Origin of the sequence: Caldisphaera sp. (genome assembly GCF_049974385.1) — an archaeon.
GTDB lineage: Archaea > Thermoproteota > Thermoprotei_A > Sulfolobales > Acidilobaceae > Caldisphaera.
In genome coordinates this window covers 41,650-60,367 of the sequence record NZ_JBMFIW010000007.1, presented here as the reverse complement: position 1 = coordinate 60,367, position 18,718 = coordinate 41,650, and the positions used below count along the sequence as shown (strand labels likewise).

Here is an 18,718-nt window from a genome sequence, read left to right as displayed (position 1 = left end):
ATCCCGTGACCCTGGTGAAGCCCAAGGGCTGAGAATTAGATATAAATTCATAAAAATTCAATGAAGCCCAAACCCCTGTAGCAGAATATGTTTACAAAACTGGAACTAGCAGGAAGAAAAGAGTACAGGCAGGCGCATCAGCTAAAAATTTCATTCTTGTAATGCCTGATGCTAATATAGAGAGCCTTATCCCCAATATAATTGGATCATTCTTTGGTAATGCTGGAGAAAGATGTTTAGCTGGTTCAGTTTTAGTCACTTTTAAAGAGAATCATGATAAAGCTGTTAATTCATTTGTTGACCACGCCAAAAAATTGAAAATAGGGTATGGAATGGAAAAAGATGTAGACATGGGTCCGTTAATTAGAAGAGAGCATAAAGAAAGAGTAGTTAAATATATACAAATTGGAATAGATGAAGGCGCTAAATTGATACTTGATGGAAGAAATTATAAAAACGAAAAATATCCAAACGGTTTCTTCTTAGCTCCAACAATATTTGATTTTGTGAGCCCTGATATGACAATAGCTAAGGAAGAAATCTTCGGCCCAGTAGCATCTATAATAACCACAAATAACTTCGATGAGGCTTTGGAAATAATAAATAGGAGCCGTTATGGTAATGCATCATCTATTTACACTAAATCAGGACACTATGCAAGAGAATTTGTTGATAGGGTAGAAGCAGGAAATATAGGTATAAATATAGGTGTAGCGGCTCCAATAGCATTTTATCCATTTGCTGGGATGAAACAATCATTCTTCGGTGACTTACATCCTCAAGGAGGGTTAGATCATATTCTGTTCTTTACTGATAGTAAAGTAGTAATTTCTAGATGGAGTACCTAGACTGATTGTTTAATTATAATTTTTAATATTAATATAATTATATCTTTTTTATGATAAAAAACTTTGGCAAAATAGAAATATTTAGATTTTTGTTAACCGGGGGGTTAACAATGAGAGACATTAAATAAAATAATGAATTCATTTTAGATAATTATTAGGTATATACCCTTATAAATTTTTAAATTCAAAACTAGCATGGTGAAACTGGTGATAATTGATATACTTTCAACAATAACTATAACTAATGCCTCGCTATCTCAAATGTTTATAAATGCGATGCACAATCCTTACGAGCTAGCAACTATATTAATTGAATTTGTATTAGGTTTAGGGCTAGGGTATGTTTCAGTAAAAATTTTAAAATATATAATAGCATTTATTATTATAGTAATAATAGGCGTTATATTAAATGCATGGAGCTTTGGAGGTAGCCTAAGTAATACTTTATCTACTTTACAAACAGAAGCTGTTAATTTAGAGCCTGTAGTTAGAAACCTCATGTTAACTCTAGGATTATTTACTGTTGGGCCAATTCTCTTGGGATTTATAATAGGTATTTTAATAGGTTTGTATAAGCATTAAATTTTTATAAAACATTTTATTTTTATTATTAAGGTGAAAAACCATAAAGCAAAGTTTTATATCCTAATATTTTTAGCTTTATGTTTCTTATTTTGCTAATCTTTACTTTAACTTGGTAATTTGCTTAACCAAGAAACTTATTAATTCTTGGCTTCATAATATTTATATGGTGAATCAGATGAGCAATTTAGAAACAAATCAAACCATAACATTTAATGATTTAATAAGTAACATAAATACTTTAATAAGCAAAATAACACAAGTTGTGTTAGATTTAACTAATTCTTTGTTGATACCTAGCATGAATACGCTTAGGGCTATAACTAACTCTATACCATCGTTAGATTTCTTATCTCAAGATCCAGCTATGCAAGAAAAAATGAAAAGCCTCATTACAACGCAAAAAAATGTTTTAAATTCACTTATAGATTTCTCAAATTATCTATCAGACATTGTAAGCAACTTACTAAACAGTATAATGAACTCTTTTAAGGTAAGCGATTTAATAAATTATTTTAATAAAATTTTAAATTATATTAAAGAATTAGGATTAAAAATTCTCAATATATTAAAGCAAGTATTTAATTTAAATTTTCTAGACGCAGTTTCAAAGTTTTTTGAAAATTTTATGAAGAGTTTATCAGCAAATTTAGAAAAGGTATCAAAAAGTAATGGTAGTATTTCTGATATTTTAAAATTATTAGTTGATCAAGACTTTTTGGCATTTATGAACATAATCTCTCCTATAGTAAAGGCTTTTGGCCAGGCTATAAGATCATATACTGTTGAATCACAAAAAACACAACAAAGTGGAACTGTAGGTTCCCAACAATTATAATAAATATAACAAGAGGTTTATTAAAAGAGAAAGGTGTATTGTCTTTAGAAAACTATGGTATACATTTATAAAGCATAATAGATACAAAAATCAGGGAAGACTTAATGATAAGGGATATAAAAAGGGCTTTAATGTTAACCTTAACTTCGCCTATAAAGCCTGGTTCGATTCATAGGTTTATGCCTGAAATAGAGTTTGAAGAAAGGGTCATAGAAGCGATCGAGATATTTGATATTATAGATGAATCACACAAAAGAGGTAAGGAGCTTGCTTTAGGAAATATTGACCTGAGCTCATTAGGTTTAGGGCATCTAATATCAACAGCATATAAAAAAGCCTTTGAGGCTATAAATGAGAGACCGATACCAGGTATTGTAGCAGCTGCTGTTGTTTTATCCTCAATAGACGGTTATTCAGAAGCTTTAAGACAGAATGTAATTAATAACGTAGGACCATATTTATCAAAATTGTTATATAAAGGGAAACCAAGCGATACTGTGGAGTTTGTTGAGGCTTTAGAAGATTTAGGTCTATCAAATTACATAAATTTGTTGGAAAAGGCTAATATTAATAAAGAATACATTGAATATGAAAACATGACCTTAGGAGATATATTTGAGATCTTATCAAAGATAGACGCCGGTTTTATGATAAATATAAAGGACTACAGTAATTTGCTAAAGCTATCTAAATTGATGCTTAACTCTAAAAATGCAGTACAAGCATCTGTAAAATCATATATTTACATAGGAAAAGATTTGTATAAAATAAGCGATTTTTTAGATTTAGACATTAATGATCCAAATATATTAAATAAGCTATTATCTAAAGACAAAGTATTAAAAAGGAATAGAGAAGATTTAAATGCAATATTAGGAGGAGTTTTAATTACTTTATATTTCGCATTAAACTATGAAAATCCGTTAAGGTTGTTTTAAATAATAGTTCTTATTTGTATTTTTCACGTCTAATCAAAATATAAATTCAATATATTAGTATATAAGACCCTGCTCTATTTTATAAAACGGAGGATTAAAGATGGCAGGGCTAGACAAAATAAAAGAATACTTATCATCATGGAAAAGGATATTGCTGCTATCAAGAAAGCCCGACGAAGAAGAGTTTAATTTATTGACAAGGTTGAGTTTATTAGGTTTTGTTATAGTAGGAGCTATAGGATATATAATACATTTGATATATGTATTATTTGTGGCTTAAGGTGATATTATTTGTCTTCTTCAGAAAAGAAAGAATCCAAGATTTATGCAATATCAGTAGTAGGGGGATATGAAGAAAAAATAGCCCTAATTTTCGCAGAAAGAGCGCAAACATTAAAATTAGATGTAAGAAGTATAGTTTATTCCGAAGATTTAAAGGGTACTGTGATAGTTGAAATAGGGGATATAAAAGATCTATTTTATTTAATAAGAGGAATAAAGAATGTAAAAAGAAAAAGGCCTATAGCAATAAATCTTCAAGAAGTTGTTAAGCTCTTAAAGCCATTAACTGTTTTACCATCATTAACTAAAGGTCAGCTAGTAGAAATTATAGGAGGTCCATTTAAAGGGATGAAAGGTCGTGTTGTAGAAATTTATTCAACAAGAGGAGAAGCTGATATAACCTTATTAGAAGGTGACTCAAAGATAGTCGTAACAATACCAACAGAACATATAAAAGTTTCTGAAGAAAAGTAAAATTTTTAATTAATTAAAAATGGTTTTTAACATTAAAAGAAAAAGTTATAGAATGCAGCAAGTATATGCAAAACGCCTTTAAAGGTTTCCGAACAGAAATAAATTGAGGTTGGTAAAAAATGGCAATATCATACGAACAAGGCACTGCTGTAGGGATAAGGGCAAAAGATGGAATTGTTTTAGCAACTGATAAAAGGATGTCTTATGGTAGTTTTATAATGAGCAGAAATGCAAAGAAAGTTTATTTATTTAACAACAAAGCTGGTATAGCTCTAACAGGACTTTATGCTGATGTTAGCGGGTTGATAAGGATAATGAATGCAGAGATAAACTATTATGAGACAACAAACGAAGTTTCTATGAGCTTATATGCCATATCTAAGCTCTTTTCAAACATATTATACTCATATAAAATGCTTCCTTTCCTAATAGAAGCATTAATTGGAGGAATTGATAGAGATGGAAAGCCTAAGATTTATACATTAGATACTCTAGGTTCTATAACAGAAGACAAATATATGGCTGTAGGCAGTGGTGGAACGACAGCGCTTGGTGTATTAGAATCAACTTATAATGAAAATTTATCGGTTGAAGAAGCTGAAAAAATTGCTGTAAATGCATTAAAGACAACTATGGAAAGAGATTCCTCATCTGGAGACGGGATAGATCTGCTTATAATAAAAACAGATGAAAAACCAGTAGAAAAATCATATAAATTAAAAGTGGTTGAAGAAAAACAATAATTTTTATAAAATGAATTCAATGCTTTACAGTGATTGTGAGCAAATTAAAGCTAGCTTTAATAAGGAAATAGCAATTAAGGTTCAAAATATTATAAGCAAAAAAGTCGATTTACGGGATTATGTAGACATAAATGAAATAGAAGGTAAAGTTTTAGTAGGTTTAGACGCTTCGTATCTTAACAATGGTTTAGGTATAGGAGTTGCAGTTGCTATAAAATATCCTCAATATGATATTATAGATTGCGATATAACTATAAGGAAGGTTTGTATTCCTTATATTCCAGGACTTTTAGCTTTTAGAGAGATGTATTTGTTAGTTCCATCATTACTAAACATATTAAAAAAAGTAAAACCCTATGTATTATTTGTAGATGGACATGGATACGCACATCCAAGGTTTGCTGGTATTGCTACTCATATAGGGGTTGTATTTAATACACCTACTATAGGTGTAGCTAAGAAAAGGCTTGTAGGAGAAGAGACAATAAAGAATGGTGATATTTACCTAAAAATAGGAGAAAAACTTGTTTCGAAAATTTTACTAATTAAAAATAAGAAAATTTATATAAGTCCAGGTAATAAGATATCTTTGGAAACAAGTTTTAATATAGCAAAAATAATGTCAGGGAACTCTAAACTACCAATACCTATTTACATAGCAGATAAGATCTCAAAAATAGCAAAGAATCATATTGATCCCAATCTGGATTGTAAAAAATTTATTGATAAAATAAAATAAAAAATTTATTTTGTTAAAGATACTCTTTGTTTTTCCAATAATTTTCTTGCTCCATTAGTGTGTGATTCTATGATTGTATTAGTCCCATCATCCCTTATTATTAAGGTTTCATCTATTATTCTCCTCCCGCATACTGGGCATTTGTAATATCTCGTTATTTTTATTGATTTCCCATTACTGTTTGATTCTTTTTCTGTTTCAGATAGATAATCCATAGGAACTTTACATCTAGGGCACAGTATTTCCAATTTACTTTCTCTTATCATTTTTTCCACCTTTGGCAATATTTAATAGGTTATATACTCTTATCAGATATTAGCTATTTTCTTTTTCTCCGCTTTCTAATTTACGTCCAGCCCTTATAAAATATAAAGGATTTGCTAATATAGAGAAAAACTAATATACAGCCCGCTTAAGTTTCTATATCATGAATTCCTACTTCTTTAGCACCAAGGCTTGTTATTTTTGCAAGTCCAGCATTCCATGCCTCAACAATATTTTTTGCGCCAGCATAGCCTAAAGAGGCTTGGAGTCCCAAGGCCATTTCACTTAGTGCATTGACTACGCTTCCACAATATTCTATAATTCCTTCAACACCTTCTTCTATTGCTTTGCTTGGCTTAGAATATCTATCCTCCGCGTATCTTTTTTCCATGGCTCCTCTACTTGCCATGCCACGGTATTGTTTATATAGCTTATCGCCAATCCTTATTTTAATTCCAGGTGATTCTTCTGTGCATGCCAAATATCTGCCAACCATTACGCTGCTTGCACCAGCTATGATAGCCTTAGCGGCATCTCCGGCATTTTTAATGCCCCCATCAGCAATTATTGGAATTTTTCCGAACAAACCTAATTCCTCTAAGGCCTTTCTCGCGTTAATAGTTGCTGTTAAAGTTGGCACTGATGCTCCTGTAACTTCTCCAGTTAAACAAATGCTACCGCTTGATATTCCCATTCTAAGGCCCGATACGTTTTCAACTTTTGATAAAGTATCTTTAACCCCAACCGAAGTTCCCAAGTTTCCTGCAACTATTTCAGCGCTAACGTTTTTTGAGATCTTTGCTAAGCTGTTTAAAGCGTTTTCATTATGCAAATGAGCTACATCTACTACCAGCACATCAGCTCCTGCTTTATCCAGTATCTTTGCTCTTTCTAAGTCAAAAGGAGAAATACCTGCTCCAACTCTAAGCTTATGGTTTTCATCTAATGTTGGAGAAACGTTTATCATTGACAATAGCTTAGCTAAATAATCTATTTTCTTTGATTGGAGAGAATAATTTGCTCCTATCTTTAATATAATACCTTCAATGCCGTTATTACTTACTATAGCAAAAGAATCTTCACTTCTGGATAAAATATTTTCTATTTTAGAGTCTGGATCTACTTTTGGTATTTCTTCCCATATATCAGGCTTTTGTTCCTTTACTTTTGATACTTGAATTGCTTGTTCTTCTCTTGGCATATTTCTATGTATTATTCCAATAGCACCTAGCCTTGCTAGTGTTGTTGCCATTTTCCAATCCGTTACAGTATCCATTGGGCTAGAAATTACAGGAATCGTTAAAGCAATATTTTTTGTAATTTTTCCTAAAATATTTACCTTTGAAGGTTCAATTGGTGATCTTCCTGGAACTATTACTACATCATTAAACGTTATGAATTCTTCTATGTTCATGTTTACTCCCCTTATTAATTTGGTTTAAAAAATGATAAAAAGCATTTAATATGTATATTGTTGTTTATTAATCGCATAATCTTTTGCTAAATAGCAATTTAATAAAATAGATCAATTTTTCACGTTTTCCTTTTTAATGATCTAGAAGTTTTTAAATTTTAAAAATAATTAATATAATATGTATATTTGGTTTTTAAGATGTGTTTACCCATGGCGTAACTTTTTTTATTTTTAATTACTTCTAATTCCACCACGGGCACCCCTCTTAAGGGATCATACACAGTCACCCTTAGGTCATTGGGGCTAGTCGAGGGAAACACCACTACCCTCCCATCTGGTTTTTCGCTCCCACCCTCGTGAGCAGCGCCCGTCATCAGTTAATAGATCATTAATAGAAAGTACTTTGTAATACTATATAAACGTTACTTAAATCAAAACGATATTTAGAAGTGATTAAAAAATAATCAATAGTTACGTAAATATGTTACAGTCTATCTGCTTAGATTTCTATGTTATATATTTTTCATGAACAATATTTATTATCGTTACCTATTACATTCCATGACGGTGTTAATATTAAATGCATGGCAATTCTGTTGCAAAAATTCCTAAGTGTTTAAGAGAAAGCATAGATAATTCAAAACAAAGAAAAGTTGTTTATGATAAAGGAATTAAAAAACAAATAATAACATTTGATAATCCTAATTATGTCTCAGCTTCCTGCAGGTGTGGTAGTGGTATATATTGTTGCTATTGTAATAGCAAAAGTGTATGTGTTGCAGCCTGTCAGTCAGATCCTAACACATGGGAAGAATTCGAATGTGCAGCAGCTACGGGACAATTAGGATATTGCCCATGCGCTACTGACAGTGATTGCACTACCTGTTGTTGCAATTATTGCCCTGTATGTTAGTAACAGACATAATTAAATTTGGTGATTCTGGATGAGAATCTCTATTAGAATTGCTATTATAATTGGAGTCGTTTTATTAATAATATCTATCTTTGTTGCTTACTACGAGTTTAATAAACCCATTAAAGAAGTAAACGTAACTGGTGTAGTCAAACTATGTAATAATCCATTTGAAATAATATTTTATAACAATAACAGTACATATAGTGCACAGGTTAAAAATTATACATTTAAATTAATTTTACCTAACAATAAGTATTATAATATATCAGTTATTTGCAGAACAGCTACTTTAACAGTTACTTTTAACGATTTTAACAATCCGGTTCACATAGTATCTAATAAGAAAACGTATTTTTTAAATTTGACAAAACCGTAATAGTTTAAATTATAAATATCATAAAATATAGGGAATTATTTTATCTTAAGGAAATGCATGCATATTTCTTCTAGAATTAAGTAAAGTTTTTTATAAATTAAAGATAGATTATTAAATGAAAGCCTCAATAAAATTGATATTCATAAATTTATAAGATAGATTCTTATTTTATTGTTAAACTTTATTGTTAAATGATTAAACCTTTTAACCATTTTATAACTAACAATTTTAAGGGGAATACCTTGTATAATAAAGGCAAAATTATTTTTTTCATAGGGTTATGTCTTATAGTTTTAATTTCATTACCTATTATAGCACCTATTATAGCTAAAAATAACAAGCATAAAAATCAAATAACTAGTATAGTTCTTGATGCAAAAATAATAAATCAACAATACAAATTTAACGGAAGCGTTGGAATAAATGATAATGGATCTGTTCTAATAGGTAATAGTATAATAGATTATGTTTATTCTACAAAAGCACTTTTAGGTTATTTTGCATTTTATGGAGGGAAATTTTATTCTGGTCCTCCAGCAAATCTTGCAGGGTTCAGCTTACAGCTAAATTCTAACTTTAATGTTACAAAAAACATGATATTATGGGCTCAAAATGTTTTTATTATTAAGTATAAGAATAATAACTACTATATTAATGTAGAAGATAATTTATGGAATAGCACAACAATGCTGTCCTCTTTAAATCAGAGTCTTGTTTCTGGTAATGGAGGTTTTTCTGAATCTAATAACAGAGTTTTATATTATAATTATGCATTAACTAACTTTAATATAATTAATTATATTACGAAAGCTCCATTTTATTTATATGCTAAAATGGTAATAAATCAAACTAATAGTGATTATCCTCAAGTTTATATGTATTACAATTTTCGAAATTCTACTTATAATTCAGGCTGGGTTTTGTATGATATAATTACAATCCATGTTAAGTCTAGCAATCCTCAATTTCTAACAGGAATCCAAAGTTCAATAAATTCTTACTATCAGTACAACCCTTTTATTACTCAATGGATAGTAGGTGGATTGAGTTCAGGATCTCAATTAATTGTTTATAAATGGAATGCATTAATGAATCTTTACTATATGTATAACAATAGTTTTTATAGTGTGCCTGATGCGTTAAGTTTACAGCCATCTATTTTTACCGGTGGTATAACAGAAGAAAACGTTAACCAAAATCGTGGAATTAAAGAATATTATAAAAATGGTATTGTTTATCAATTTCAGGGGATAAATAAACAGAAATTTTTATGGGAACCACACCTATATTACGCGTTTCATGGCAATAACTTAACTATTTATCTTACACCTTCTCAAGGAGAATGGAAAATAACTGTTATTGGCAACAATTATTATAACGAGACCTTTGGAAGGCATGCTCCGATTTCATTCATACTAAAGCCTGGTGAATATAGGTTAATCGCTACTCTATATGCTGGTTCTAAACCAATTAGAACTTTTACTTATACGTTGCTTCCTTCAGGTTACATGAACTTCGGTAAAATCATAAATTCTTGTACAAACATAACGTCTCCAGGCTATTATGAACTCATAACAAATCTTTATGGAACCCAAAACACTACATACTATTGTTTAGGTATTTTTACTAAAAATGTTACAATTAATGGAAATTTGTTATTAATGAAAAATAATGAATTTGATATAGGTTTTAATGCCGGAATTTATGTAAATGCAACAAGGGCAAAAATTATTGGTCAAACACTCTATTGATAAACATTATAAATCATGGCCGTCTATGTTTATTGCTACATATTCAATAAATATTATTTTTATTTTAAAAATGTAATTAGTTTTTATTAAGTTCCCTATTAGACCTTACTTTGGTTTTATTGATAGAGAAAATTATATATTGTCTGAAAAATTTTAATTTAGATAAGCTCAGAAGAGATGGTTTCAAATGGATTATATAGCAATAGTTGACTTAGGGTCACAATATACTCATTTAATTCATAAGAGATTAACATATATGAGTGTAAATTCCATCTTAACTCCTGAATTCGATCAAAACGTTTATAACGCTAAAGCTGTTATAGTTTCTGGAAGTCCTCTAAGCGCTTTAAGAGATGATATAAAAGAAATAGAAGAAAATGTTTATAATATAATAAATATGGGAAAACCATTATTGGGCATTTGTTTCGGTCACCAATTGCTTTCATTAATGTTTGGTGGAAAAATCATTAATAATCCTGAATATGGCAGAACAAAAATATATTTAAAGAAAAGAAATGAGTTGCTTTATAATCTTGAAAATATAGAAGAAGTTTGGATGAGTCACGGAGATTGTGTTAATGAAGCAGGCGATGCAGAGGTAAATGCTGTATCTGAAAGAGGTTGCATTTCTGCAATTAAAATACCAAACGTGAATGTATTTGGTGTTCAATTCCACCCAGAGGTTAGTCATACAAGAAAAGGAGAATTAATTTTGAAAAACTTTGCTCGATTATCAGGATTTGCTATTAATGAAATTTCTATAAATGAAAAAGTATCAAATTACTATGCTAACGAATTATATGATATAAAATCTATGTATAAAGGTGGAAAGGTTGTTTCTGCTGTAAGTGGAGGTATAGATTCTACAGTCGCAACCTATATTGTTATGAAGGCCATAGGTTCTAAAAATGTTATTTCTGTTTTAATAGATCATGGATTGTTTAGAGAAAATGAAGTTGATGAGGCAATCAAAAATTTAAATAAGATCGGAATAAATCCGATTTATATAAATGCTTCAAATGATTTTATAACAAGGCTTGAAGGAGTAGAGAGCTGTGAAGAAAGGAGGAAAATAATAGGAGAATTATTTGCAGAAAAACTTAACAAAATAATAACAGAAGAAGCAGCATCTTATCTAATACAAGGTACTACCTATCCAGATGTAATAGAAAGTGGGAAAACTAAACACTCACAAAAAATTAAATCGCATCATAATGTAGGCGGCATCCCTAAGTGGTTTGATGTTCAACTAATAGAACCCCTAAAGGGATTATATAAGGATGAGATTAGAGAATTGGGAAGCATATTAGGGATTCCTAAAGAAATACTTAGTAGACATCCATTTCCAGGTCCAGGATTGGCTGTGAGAATTATAGGTAAGTTCACAAACGAAAAGTTAGACTTGTTAAGAAAAGCTGACAAGATAGTATCTGATGAATTAAAGTCAAGAGGAATATACAATAGCTTATGGCAATCAGTTGTGTCTATATCGGAATCTTGGGTCGGGGTAAAAGGAGATGAAAGGGAAGAAGGATATATAATTAATGTAAGGCTTGTAACAAGTAACGATGGCATGACAGCCGATTATTATTTACCTAATAATGATGTCGTTGATGATATATCTCATAGAATAACAAATGAAGTTAAAAAAATTACAGCAGTTTCCTTCATAACATCAACAAAGCCTCCAGCTACTATTGAGCCCTGCTAATTGGATCAATTATTTTTCCTTTCATAACATCAACAAGACCTTTATCTGTTATTCTTAATTCAGGTATAACGGGTAATGATATAAGGCCTAATGTCATGAAAATGCTATTAAGTGAACCCCCTGCTACGCTTAAAGATTCTTCTAGTTGTTTTACTTCTCTATAAACCTCTCCATAACTTGAGTTATTTATTAATCCCGCAATAGGAAGCTTAACAATTGAAATGAGTTTTCCTTTATCAACATATGCAATACCGCCATTAGATTCTATAACGTATTTCGATGCTGTTATCATATCTTTTACATCGTAGCCTGCTATAATTAAATTATGCGTATCATGGGCTATTGTTTGAGCTATTGCTCCTCTCTCAATTCCTAAATTTTTAACAAAACCTTTCCCTATATTGCCTGATGCATGATGTCTATCTATGACTGCTATGTGCATTATGTTTCTATCTTCATCAGAATCTATAAACCCTTTTTTAACTGGTAGTTCTTCAACTGTTTTTTCAGTTAAAGCGCTTCCTGGAATAGCTTTTATTATATTCGCGTTTACTTCTTTTAAATTATCATTTATCTTAATTAAAAGGTCTTCTTCGCTAAATTTGTTTAAATTAATTGTATTGCTTGCATATTTTGGATAAATGAAGTTATCATCAATATTTTTAACTATTTTACCATATCTATATACAACTTCTCCTTCAATGATTGTAGTGTTTATATTTATTTTATTTAAATTTTCGGAGAAAACTAAATCAGCGTATCTACCAGGAGCTATTATACCTATTTTATCATCAATTCGAAGGTGCTCTGCAGGATTTATCGTAACCATCTGAATTGCTTTAATAGGATCTATCCCTAATTCTATGGCTTTGTTTATCAAATAATCTAAATGTCCATATTCTACCAGATCAACAACATTTATATCGTCTGCAACAAGAATAAGCCTTCTGCTATCAATTTTATAGCTAGTTATAAGTTTTGAAAGTTCACTCAAATTTTTCCAGGCACTGCCTTCTCTCATAAATATGTACATACCTTTTCTTACTTTCTCTAAGGCCTCTTCTAATATAGAAGATTCATGATCGCTGCTAATGCCTGCTATAAGATAGCTATCTAATTTTTCTTTATTAAGAAGTGGGGCATGTCCTTCGATGACCTTGTTGTTATTTTTTGCTATTTCTATCCTTTCTAGCATTTCTCTTTCTCCTTGTAAAACGCTTTCAAAGTCCATTACTTCTCCTAATCCGATAATTTTTTCTGATTTCATCAATTCTCTTATATCATTATTATTAATTATTTTTGCTCCACTATCTAAACCCTTATTAATATCTATAGCGGGTACGCAACTTGGAACCTCAAAATAAATTCTTGGGAGAGCATGTTTGCTTTCTTCAATAAACAGATTAACTCCTTCATTTCCCAAAACGTTACCTATTTCATGAGGATCAGCAATTACAGTTGTTACTCCATGCATAACCTCAAGTTTTCCAAATTCTCTAACATTTAATAAGCTAGATTCTATGTGTATATGGCTTTCTATAAATCCAGGCATTACATAATTATTTTTTGCGTCTATAATTTTTGTTCTATAACCTATATAATTGTTTATGTCCTCTTCCTTGTTTAGAATCCTTGTTATTATTCCTTTGTACGTTGTTATTGATGCATTTTCAATTATTTCACTAGTTGTCACGCTAATTAAATTAGCATTAGTAATGATAGTATCTGCTTTAATAATACCTTGGGCAGCCATCATTAGTTCTTTTATATTAGGCAATATTTATCATCCTCTAATTATTATTTACTATTAAAGAATCTTGCAGGGTAAATATACTTTTCTATAAAAAAGATTAATTAGAAAACCTTAATTAGATAGGTTTTTCTCCCAAATTTCTCATAAGAAGTCTTGAGGCTATTATTAATGGATCCCAGGCAGGACTCAAGGTAGGTTGATAGCCAATATCGCTATTAAATAGATCCCATATAGTTCCTTTAACTGTTAAAAGAGACGCAACTACATTAATACGCCAGAAAACAGATTCTCCTGGACCAATCGCTTGTGCACCTAATAATTTGCCTGTCTTATCGTCAGAGACTACTTTAAGATACATTTTATTTTCTCCGCCAGGAATATAATGGGCTCTAATTCCAGCGTTTAGAGAGGCTTCAATAACTTTATAACCAAGCTTTTCTGCTTCCGATTTAGATAATCCAGTTCTAGCTGCTACCATATCAAAAGTCTTTAATGCAGAACTACCAACACTTCCTCTAAATATTGCGTCCAAACCTCCTATATTGCTTCCGGCTATATAACCCATCTTATTTGCTATTTGTGCGAATGGTCTCCAAACGAACTTTCCAGTAATTAAGTCTAGATGTTCAGTTACATCTCCAACTGCATAGATATCGGGGTTGCTTGTTAATAGCTTCTCGTTAACAATTATACCTCCACTGCTTCCTAGGTTTAATTTAAGTTGCTTTGCTATATCATTATTAGGCTCTATCCCAACACCTATAATAAACATATCGCCATCAAAAGAACCACTGCTTGTCCTAACTTTAACAGCTTCACCATCATTATTTATTTCAAAAGATTCTACGGGGGAGCTCTTCACTATTTCAATTCCTTTAGATTTCAAATAGTCTTCAACAATACTTGCTAAATCAGGATCTAACATTTTAGGAAGTATTTGGTTAAGAGCTTCTATAACAGTTACTTTTAGACCTAGATTAGTTAAATTTTCTATTAATTCCAATCCAACATAGCCTGATCCTATTATTACAGCCTTTTTGCCTCTTCCTAATTTTAAAGCGTAATTTCTTATAATTTCTCCTGAGTCTAAATGGGTTATGTAAAAAACGTTTTTTGCGTTTTTTATTTCTGGCCATATTTTATCTGCTTTAGATCTTGCTCCAGTTGCTATAACTAATTTATCCCATTCTAATGTTTCTTCTTTTCCTGACTTTAAATCTCTGAATTTTAGAGTCTTATTTCCAGCATCAACTTCTGTAACTTCTTTGTTAAACCTAAGATCTATACCTCTTTTAGTAAATTCTTCTGGTGGGTAAAACAGAAGATCGTCAAGTTCTTTAACTATATTTCCAATGTAATATGGGATACCACATAAAGCAAAGCTTGCATAATTTGTTTTCTCCAAAACGGTTACACTTAGCTTATTGTTTAGTCTTTTAGCTCTAGAAGCTACTGCCATGCCTCCTGCTCCAGCACCAATAATAACTATTTTTTGCACTTAACACTCACCAATTAAATCATAAATTAGAAGAAATTAAAGTTTTGCTATTAATAATTAAGATTTTAGCATAATTCCTCCTCCAGAATCTTTTACTATTTTTGTTAGATCAGAAATGATTCTTACCATACCATTAGAGTCACCTTCTAATTTTATACTTATTGAAGCTTTAGCTATTGTTTGTAAGTTTAAGTTTTCTTCTATATCAATTTTGGCTTTAATGAATAGGTTATCACAAGAGGCAATAGCCCATGCAGGAGAGGCTGTTGTGATACATTTTAGCCCATTAATATAATTTTTTATTGTTTCAAAACCTCTAAGTAATAAGCTTGGGTCCTCATATACAACTTCTAGTTGTGCTGAGGATATCATTTTCTCCCCTATTTTTAAGTTAATTTAAGGAATTATAATTTTCTATTAAATTTACTAAATCAAATTTATTAAATAATTTATGTACAATTCAATGGGAGTTAAATATGTTAAGATACGCAATTGCTTATTCAATAAACGATCCAGTAGGAAAAAACGTTGCTGAAAAGCTTGTAGAAAGAGGAGGCAGCATTAGTTATTGTGGAAAGGCTATATCATGCTATAACATAAACGGCATAATGTTAGGGGGATTTAATGAAGATACAATAAATTTTGATTTCTTAGATGAAACACCAGACGAGAACGCTGATTTTATTATAGTCGTTTCAAAGCATCAATCAACTAGCAACACAAAAACACTTAGCGTGCATCACACAGGCAACGTAAGTGATGCCTTATATGGAGGAAAACCTAAACAGTTATCTTACGTTAATCCAGCTATAACTAAGCAAATATTTAGAAATTATTATAAAAACTCTCTTGAATTAAAAGAGTATGCTTTCACTTTAGAGGCTACCCATCATGGTCCAACATCATTAATCAAACCCCTTTTATTTATAGAAATAGGTAGTACAGAAAAAGAATGGAATGACATAAAGGCAATTAATTCTTTAGCCCAAACAATAATAGATACTATAAGTAATGTGGATATAGATTATGACTGTATACCTTCAATAGGAATAGGATCAACTCATTATCCTAAAAAGTTTACTGAAATGGAATTAAACGATAAATATTGTTTCGGTCACATAATTTCTAAGCATTATGCGGATTATTTAGATTTTGATCTATTGAAACAATGTGTTGAGAAAAGTAACCCTAGGATTAAAGCTGCAATAATTGAAAAGAAAGGAATAAAGTCTGAAATTAGAAAGAGAATAGATTCTATTATAAGAGAACTAGGGTTAGAAATAATATACGTTTAAAATGGTAGCCGGGCGGGGATTCGAACCCCGGTCACGGGGGTTCCTTTGGCTACCTGAAAGCCATCCAAGGCCCCGCATCCTGGGCCGCTAGACGACCCGGCTTCAATATTATTAAGATTAGAAAAAGGATTAAAAATTTATTCACATTAATTCTGGTAATAAAATTTATTTACCTTTGAATGAAGGTTTCTTCTTTTCTAAGAATGCAGTAACTCCTTCAGCAACGTCTTCAGTGCTAAACAATAGACCAAACAGGTTTGCCTCTAAGTTTAATCCAGCCCATATGTTGCTTTCGAGTCCTTGTTCTATGGCAAGCTTTGCAGCCATTAATGCTAATGGTGGCTTTTCTGAAATTTTTAGAGCTAAATCTCTTGCTTCTTGTTCTAATCTTTCAGGAGGAACTACTTTATCAACGAGTTTTAATGCGTATGCATCTTTTGCTGATATGTTGTCTCCAGTGAAAATTAACAGTTTTGATTGGCCTCTACCAACTAACCTAGGAAGCCTTTGCGTTCCACCAGCTCCAGGTATAAATCCTAAGTTTATCTCCGGCTGGCCAAGTAATGCATTTTCTGACGCTATTCTTATATCTCCGCTCATTGATAGCTCAAGGCCTCCGCCCAATGCATATCCATTAATTGCTATGATAATGGGCTTGGCATAAAATTCCATCTTTAATGTTAATTCCTGGAATTTCTTAGAAAATATGGCGGCTTGCATTGGTGTTATACCTGCAAATGCCGTTACGTCAGCACCTGCACTAAAAGCCCTTCCAGCACCTGTTATTATTAAAACTCTTATATCGTCGTTTAATTCCAATTCATCAAGGGCTTCTCCAAGCTCCTTTATCATGTCAGGAGATATGGCATTTAGTCTATTTGGTCTGTTTAAAACTATCCAAGCAATTGGCTTTTCATATTTTATTAATATTGTTTTTTTACTTACCTCTTCTATTTTTTTATATTCATAAAATCCTTTTCCGGTTTTTCTTCCTAGCTCGTTTTTTGATTCCATATCTTTTAGCATTTTTGTAGGTTCAAAATCTTGATCTCCGAGCAGGTCTTTTAGTTGCTTTAATGCTGTATTTATTTTATCTATACCAAAATCATCTGCAAATTCAAATAATCCCTTAGGCCATCCTAAGCCTAACATAACAGCTTTATCTATATCTTCTTTTGTTGCAACATCATTTTCTAATAGCCATGCGCCTTCATTAACAGCTGGGGCCAAAAGTAAAACAGGGTCTACTTTGTTTGCTAGTTCTTTTGGTATTTGAGGTCTAACATAAGCTCCGGGTTTTGGATATTCATAAAATCCTTTTCCGGTTTTCATTCCTAGTTCTTTTGCATTAAACTTTTGTTCGAATAAAGGACAGTGTTTCATCTTAAAGCCTCTTTCTGTCATCGCTTTGTTAACAAAATAGAAGACATCTATGCCACTATAGTCTGCTAGCTCAAAAGCACCCATAGGGAAGTTTAGACTGTATCTTACAGCAGAATCTATTTCTAATGTTGAATAAAAGCCTTTATATGCCAGCCAACAAGCTGTGTTCAAAAATCTTGCTAATATCCTGTTCGCAATGAACCCTGGCACATCTTTCTTAACTATAACAGGCTGCTTTCCAAAATTCTTAGCTATTTGATATGTAACAGAAACTGTTTCATCAGACGTCTTTTCTCCCTTTATTATTTCAACTAAAGGCATTAATGGTGGTGGATTAAAGAAATGCATTCCTACAACAAGCTCAGGTGCAGATGTTGCTGCAGCTATCTCTGTAATAGGAAGACTGCTTGTATTTGTTGCCATTATTGCATCGGCTTTCCTATTTTTATCTATAAATTTAAATAAATTTTGCTTTAGATCTAGCCTTTCTGGAATGGCCTCAATAAACATGTCTGAATCTTTTATCGCATTTTCAAAATCTTTTGTGAAGTTTCCTTGAGAGTCCGTATTAATAACAGGTATAATTCTTGACATAACAGAATCAACGCTTTCTTTTAAGCTACCCTTTTCATGTAATTTTGATAGGCTCCATTTGATTTTTTCTAAACCACTTTTAATAATTTCGCTATTTATATCAGCAATGTAAACTTTATATCCTGCAATAGCTGCTAACTCAGTTATTCCATGACCCATAGTACCTGCTCCTATTACCAAAATTGTCTTTATTTTATCTATAGAGGGCAACTTATTCCACCCACTTATATATATTGTTAAGTGAAAATAAAGATTTATTGGTAAAAGAATATTAATAAATCCTATTTATATGCATTTATATTTTTTGAATTTATTCACT

At 31.1% G+C, this 18,718-nt stretch carries 18 protein-coding genes, 1 tRNA gene and 2 pseudogenes; 13 read left to right on the top strand and 8 right to left on the bottom strand.

Translation table 11 applies throughout. From position 1 onward, the window contains the following. Positions 1-83: 83 nt before the first annotated feature. From ACP5GV_RS03100 to ACP5GV_RS03065, 8 genes and pseudogenes are all read left to right on the top strand, one after another. A pseudogene (locus tag ACP5GV_RS03100) lies at positions 84-848 on the top strand (aldehyde dehydrogenase family protein); the annotation flags it as partial. A 207-nt stretch (positions 849-1,055) separates the two neighbouring features. Beyond that, positions 1,056-1,430 carry a hypothetical protein gene (locus ACP5GV_RS03095; protein ID WP_428102194.1) on the top strand — a complete coding sequence of 125 codons (375 nt, stop codon included), beginning with the start codon at positions 1,056-1,058 and terminating at the stop codon, positions 1,428-1,430. A gap of 178 nt (positions 1,431-1,608) precedes the next feature. Then, entirely contained in the window at positions 1,609-2,268 is a 660-nt protein-coding gene (locus ACP5GV_RS03090; protein ID WP_428069999.1) for a hypothetical protein, read from the top strand. Between the two features lie 104 nt (positions 2,269-2,372). Then, a complete protein-coding gene (locus ACP5GV_RS03085; RefSeq protein WP_292320631.1) occupies positions 2,373-3,206 on the top strand; it encodes a hypothetical protein in 834 nt (277 codons plus the stop codon). Positions 3,207-3,306: 100 nt separating this feature from the next. After that, on the top strand, positions 3,307-3,486 hold the full coding sequence (locus tag ACP5GV_RS03080; protein ID WP_428089730.1) for a protein translocase SEC61 complex subunit gamma: 180 nt from the start codon (positions 3,307-3,309) through the stop codon (positions 3,484-3,486). A gap of 11 nt (positions 3,487-3,497) precedes the next feature. Further along, positions 3,498-3,962 carry a transcription elongation factor Spt5 gene (locus ACP5GV_RS03075; protein WP_292320629.1) on the top strand — a complete coding sequence of 155 codons (465 nt, stop codon included), beginning with the start codon at positions 3,498-3,500 and terminating at the stop codon, positions 3,960-3,962. Between the two features lie 119 nt (positions 3,963-4,081). Further along, positions 4,082-4,705 (top strand): archaeal proteasome endopeptidase complex subunit beta, encoded by a 624-nt coding sequence (gene psmB / locus ACP5GV_RS03070; protein ID WP_292320627.1) that lies wholly within the window; start codon positions 4,082-4,084, stop codon positions 4,703-4,705. Positions 4,706-4,715: 10 nt separating this feature from the next. Continuing rightward, complete coding sequence (locus tag ACP5GV_RS03065) at positions 4,716-5,444, top strand: endonuclease V (protein ID WP_428102192.1); 729 nt, start codon at positions 4,716-4,718, stop codon at positions 5,442-5,444. 5 nt (positions 5,445-5,449) lie between these two features. Here ACP5GV_RS03065 and ACP5GV_RS03060 read toward each other — a convergent pair whose 3' ends face one another. From ACP5GV_RS03060 to ACP5GV_RS03050, 3 genes and pseudogenes are all read right to left on the bottom strand, one after another. Then, entirely contained in the window at positions 5,450-5,710 is a 261-nt protein-coding gene (locus tag ACP5GV_RS03060) for a hypothetical protein (RefSeq protein ID WP_428102190.1), read from the bottom strand. 146 nt (positions 5,711-5,856) lie between these two features. Beyond that, positions 5,857-7,122, bottom strand: coding sequence for an IMP dehydrogenase (locus tag ACP5GV_RS03055; protein ID WP_428070005.1), 1,266 nt, complete (start codon positions 7,120-7,122; stop codon positions 5,857-5,859). A gap of 204 nt (positions 7,123-7,326) precedes the next feature. After that, positions 7,327-7,499, bottom strand: a pseudogene (locus ACP5GV_RS03050) (IS200/IS605 family accessory protein TnpB-related protein); the annotation flags it as partial. A gap of 203 nt (positions 7,500-7,702) precedes the next feature. Here ACP5GV_RS03050 and ACP5GV_RS03045 point away from each other — a divergent pair. From ACP5GV_RS03045 to guaA, 4 genes are all read left to right on the top strand, one after another. Next, entirely contained in the window at positions 7,703-8,035 is a 333-nt protein-coding gene (locus tag ACP5GV_RS03045) for a hypothetical protein (RefSeq protein WP_428089736.1), read from the top strand. Positions 8,036-8,066: 31 nt separating this feature from the next. Further along, on the top strand, positions 8,067-8,414 hold the full coding sequence (locus tag ACP5GV_RS03040) for a hypothetical protein (protein WP_428102187.1): 348 nt from the start codon (positions 8,067-8,069) through the stop codon (positions 8,412-8,414). A 242-nt stretch (positions 8,415-8,656) separates the two neighbouring features. Further along, on the top strand, positions 8,657-10,165 hold the full coding sequence (locus ACP5GV_RS03035) for a thermopsin family protease (RefSeq protein WP_428102185.1): 1,509 nt from the start codon (positions 8,657-8,659) through the stop codon (positions 10,163-10,165). 187 nt (positions 10,166-10,352) lie between these two features. Beyond that, positions 10,353-11,876, top strand: a complete 1,524-nt coding sequence (gene guaA, locus ACP5GV_RS03030) for a glutamine-hydrolyzing GMP synthase (protein ID WP_428068382.1) — start codon at positions 10,353-10,355, stop codon at positions 11,874-11,876. Here the strand turns inward: guaA and ade are convergent. The 3 genes from ade to ACP5GV_RS03015 form a co-directional block, all read right to left on the bottom strand. Further along, complete coding sequence (gene ade / locus ACP5GV_RS03025) at positions 11,860-13,653, bottom strand: adenine deaminase (RefSeq protein ID WP_428068380.1); 1,794 nt, start codon at positions 13,651-13,653, stop codon at positions 11,860-11,862. The two genes, guaA and ade, sit on opposite strands and share 17 nt — an antisense overlap. A gap of 91 nt (positions 13,654-13,744) precedes the next feature. Next, complete coding sequence (locus ACP5GV_RS03020; RefSeq protein WP_292320612.1) at positions 13,745-15,127, bottom strand: FAD-dependent oxidoreductase; 1,383 nt, start codon at positions 15,125-15,127, stop codon at positions 13,745-13,747. 57 nt (positions 15,128-15,184) lie between these two features. After that, on the bottom strand, positions 15,185-15,499 hold the full coding sequence (locus tag ACP5GV_RS03015) for a hypothetical protein (protein WP_428102181.1): 315 nt from the start codon (positions 15,497-15,499) through the stop codon (positions 15,185-15,187). A 104-nt stretch (positions 15,500-15,603) separates the two neighbouring features. Here ACP5GV_RS03015 and ACP5GV_RS03010 point away from each other — a divergent pair, with 104 nt between their 5' ends. After that, positions 15,604-16,422 carry a D-aminoacyl-tRNA deacylase gene (locus ACP5GV_RS03010; protein ID WP_428068376.1) on the top strand — a complete coding sequence of 273 codons (819 nt, stop codon included), beginning with the start codon at positions 15,604-15,606 and terminating at the stop codon, positions 16,420-16,422. A gap of 2 nt (positions 16,423-16,424) precedes the next feature. On the opposite strand, the gene ACP5GV_RS03005 is transcribed toward ACP5GV_RS03010, so the two are convergent. Beyond that, positions 16,425-16,524, bottom strand: a tRNA-Gln gene (locus ACP5GV_RS03005). Positions 16,525-16,587: 63 nt separating this feature from the next. Further along, a complete protein-coding gene (locus ACP5GV_RS03000) occupies positions 16,588-18,609 on the bottom strand; it encodes a 3-hydroxyacyl-CoA dehydrogenase/enoyl-CoA hydratase family protein (protein ID WP_428102179.1) in 2,022 nt (673 codons plus the stop codon). Between the last annotated feature and the right edge of the window lie 109 nt (positions 18,610-18,718).

What these genes read in the sequence shown, in the direction of transcription:
- ACP5GV_RS03090 (WP_428069999.1), top strand. Translation starts at nt 1,609, where the DNA reads ATGAGCAATTTAGAAACAAATCAAACCATAACATTTAATGATTTAATA.
- ACP5GV_RS03085 (WP_292320631.1), top strand. Translation starts at nt 2,373, where the DNA reads ATGATAAGGGATATAAAAAGGGCTTTAATGTTAACCTTAACTTCGCCT.
- ACP5GV_RS03080 (WP_428089730.1), top strand. Translation starts at nt 3,307, where the DNA reads ATGGCAGGGCTAGACAAAATAAAAGAATACTTATCATCATGGAAAAGG.
- psmB (WP_292320627.1), top strand. Translation starts at nt 4,082, where the DNA reads ATGGCAATATCATACGAACAAGGCACTGCTGTAGGGATAAGGGCAAAA.
- ACP5GV_RS03065 (WP_428102192.1), top strand. Translation starts at nt 4,716, where the DNA reads ATGAATTCAATGCTTTACAGTGATTGTGAGCAAATTAAAGCTAGCTTT.
- ACP5GV_RS03060 (WP_428102190.1), bottom strand. Translation starts at nt 5,710, where the DNA reads ATGATAAGAGAAAGTAAATTGGAAATACTGTGCCCTAGATGTAAAGTT.
- ACP5GV_RS03055 (WP_428070005.1), bottom strand. Translation starts at nt 7,122, where the DNA reads ATGAACATAGAAGAATTCATAACGTTTAATGATGTAGTAATAGTTCCA.
- ACP5GV_RS03045 (WP_428089736.1), top strand. Translation starts at nt 7,703, where the DNA reads ATGCATGGCAATTCTGTTGCAAAAATTCCTAAGTGTTTAAGAGAAAGC.
- ACP5GV_RS03040 (WP_428102187.1), top strand. Translation starts at nt 8,067, where the DNA reads ATGAGAATCTCTATTAGAATTGCTATTATAATTGGAGTCGTTTTATTA.
- guaA (WP_428068382.1), top strand. Translation starts at nt 10,353, where the DNA reads ATGGATTATATAGCAATAGTTGACTTAGGGTCACAATATACTCATTTA.
- ACP5GV_RS03015 (WP_428102181.1), bottom strand. Translation starts at nt 15,499, where the DNA reads ATGATATCCTCAGCACAACTAGAAGTTGTATATGAGGACCCAAGCTTA.
- ACP5GV_RS03010 (WP_428068376.1), top strand. Translation starts at nt 15,604, where the DNA reads ATGTTAAGATACGCAATTGCTTATTCAATAAACGATCCAGTAGGAAAA.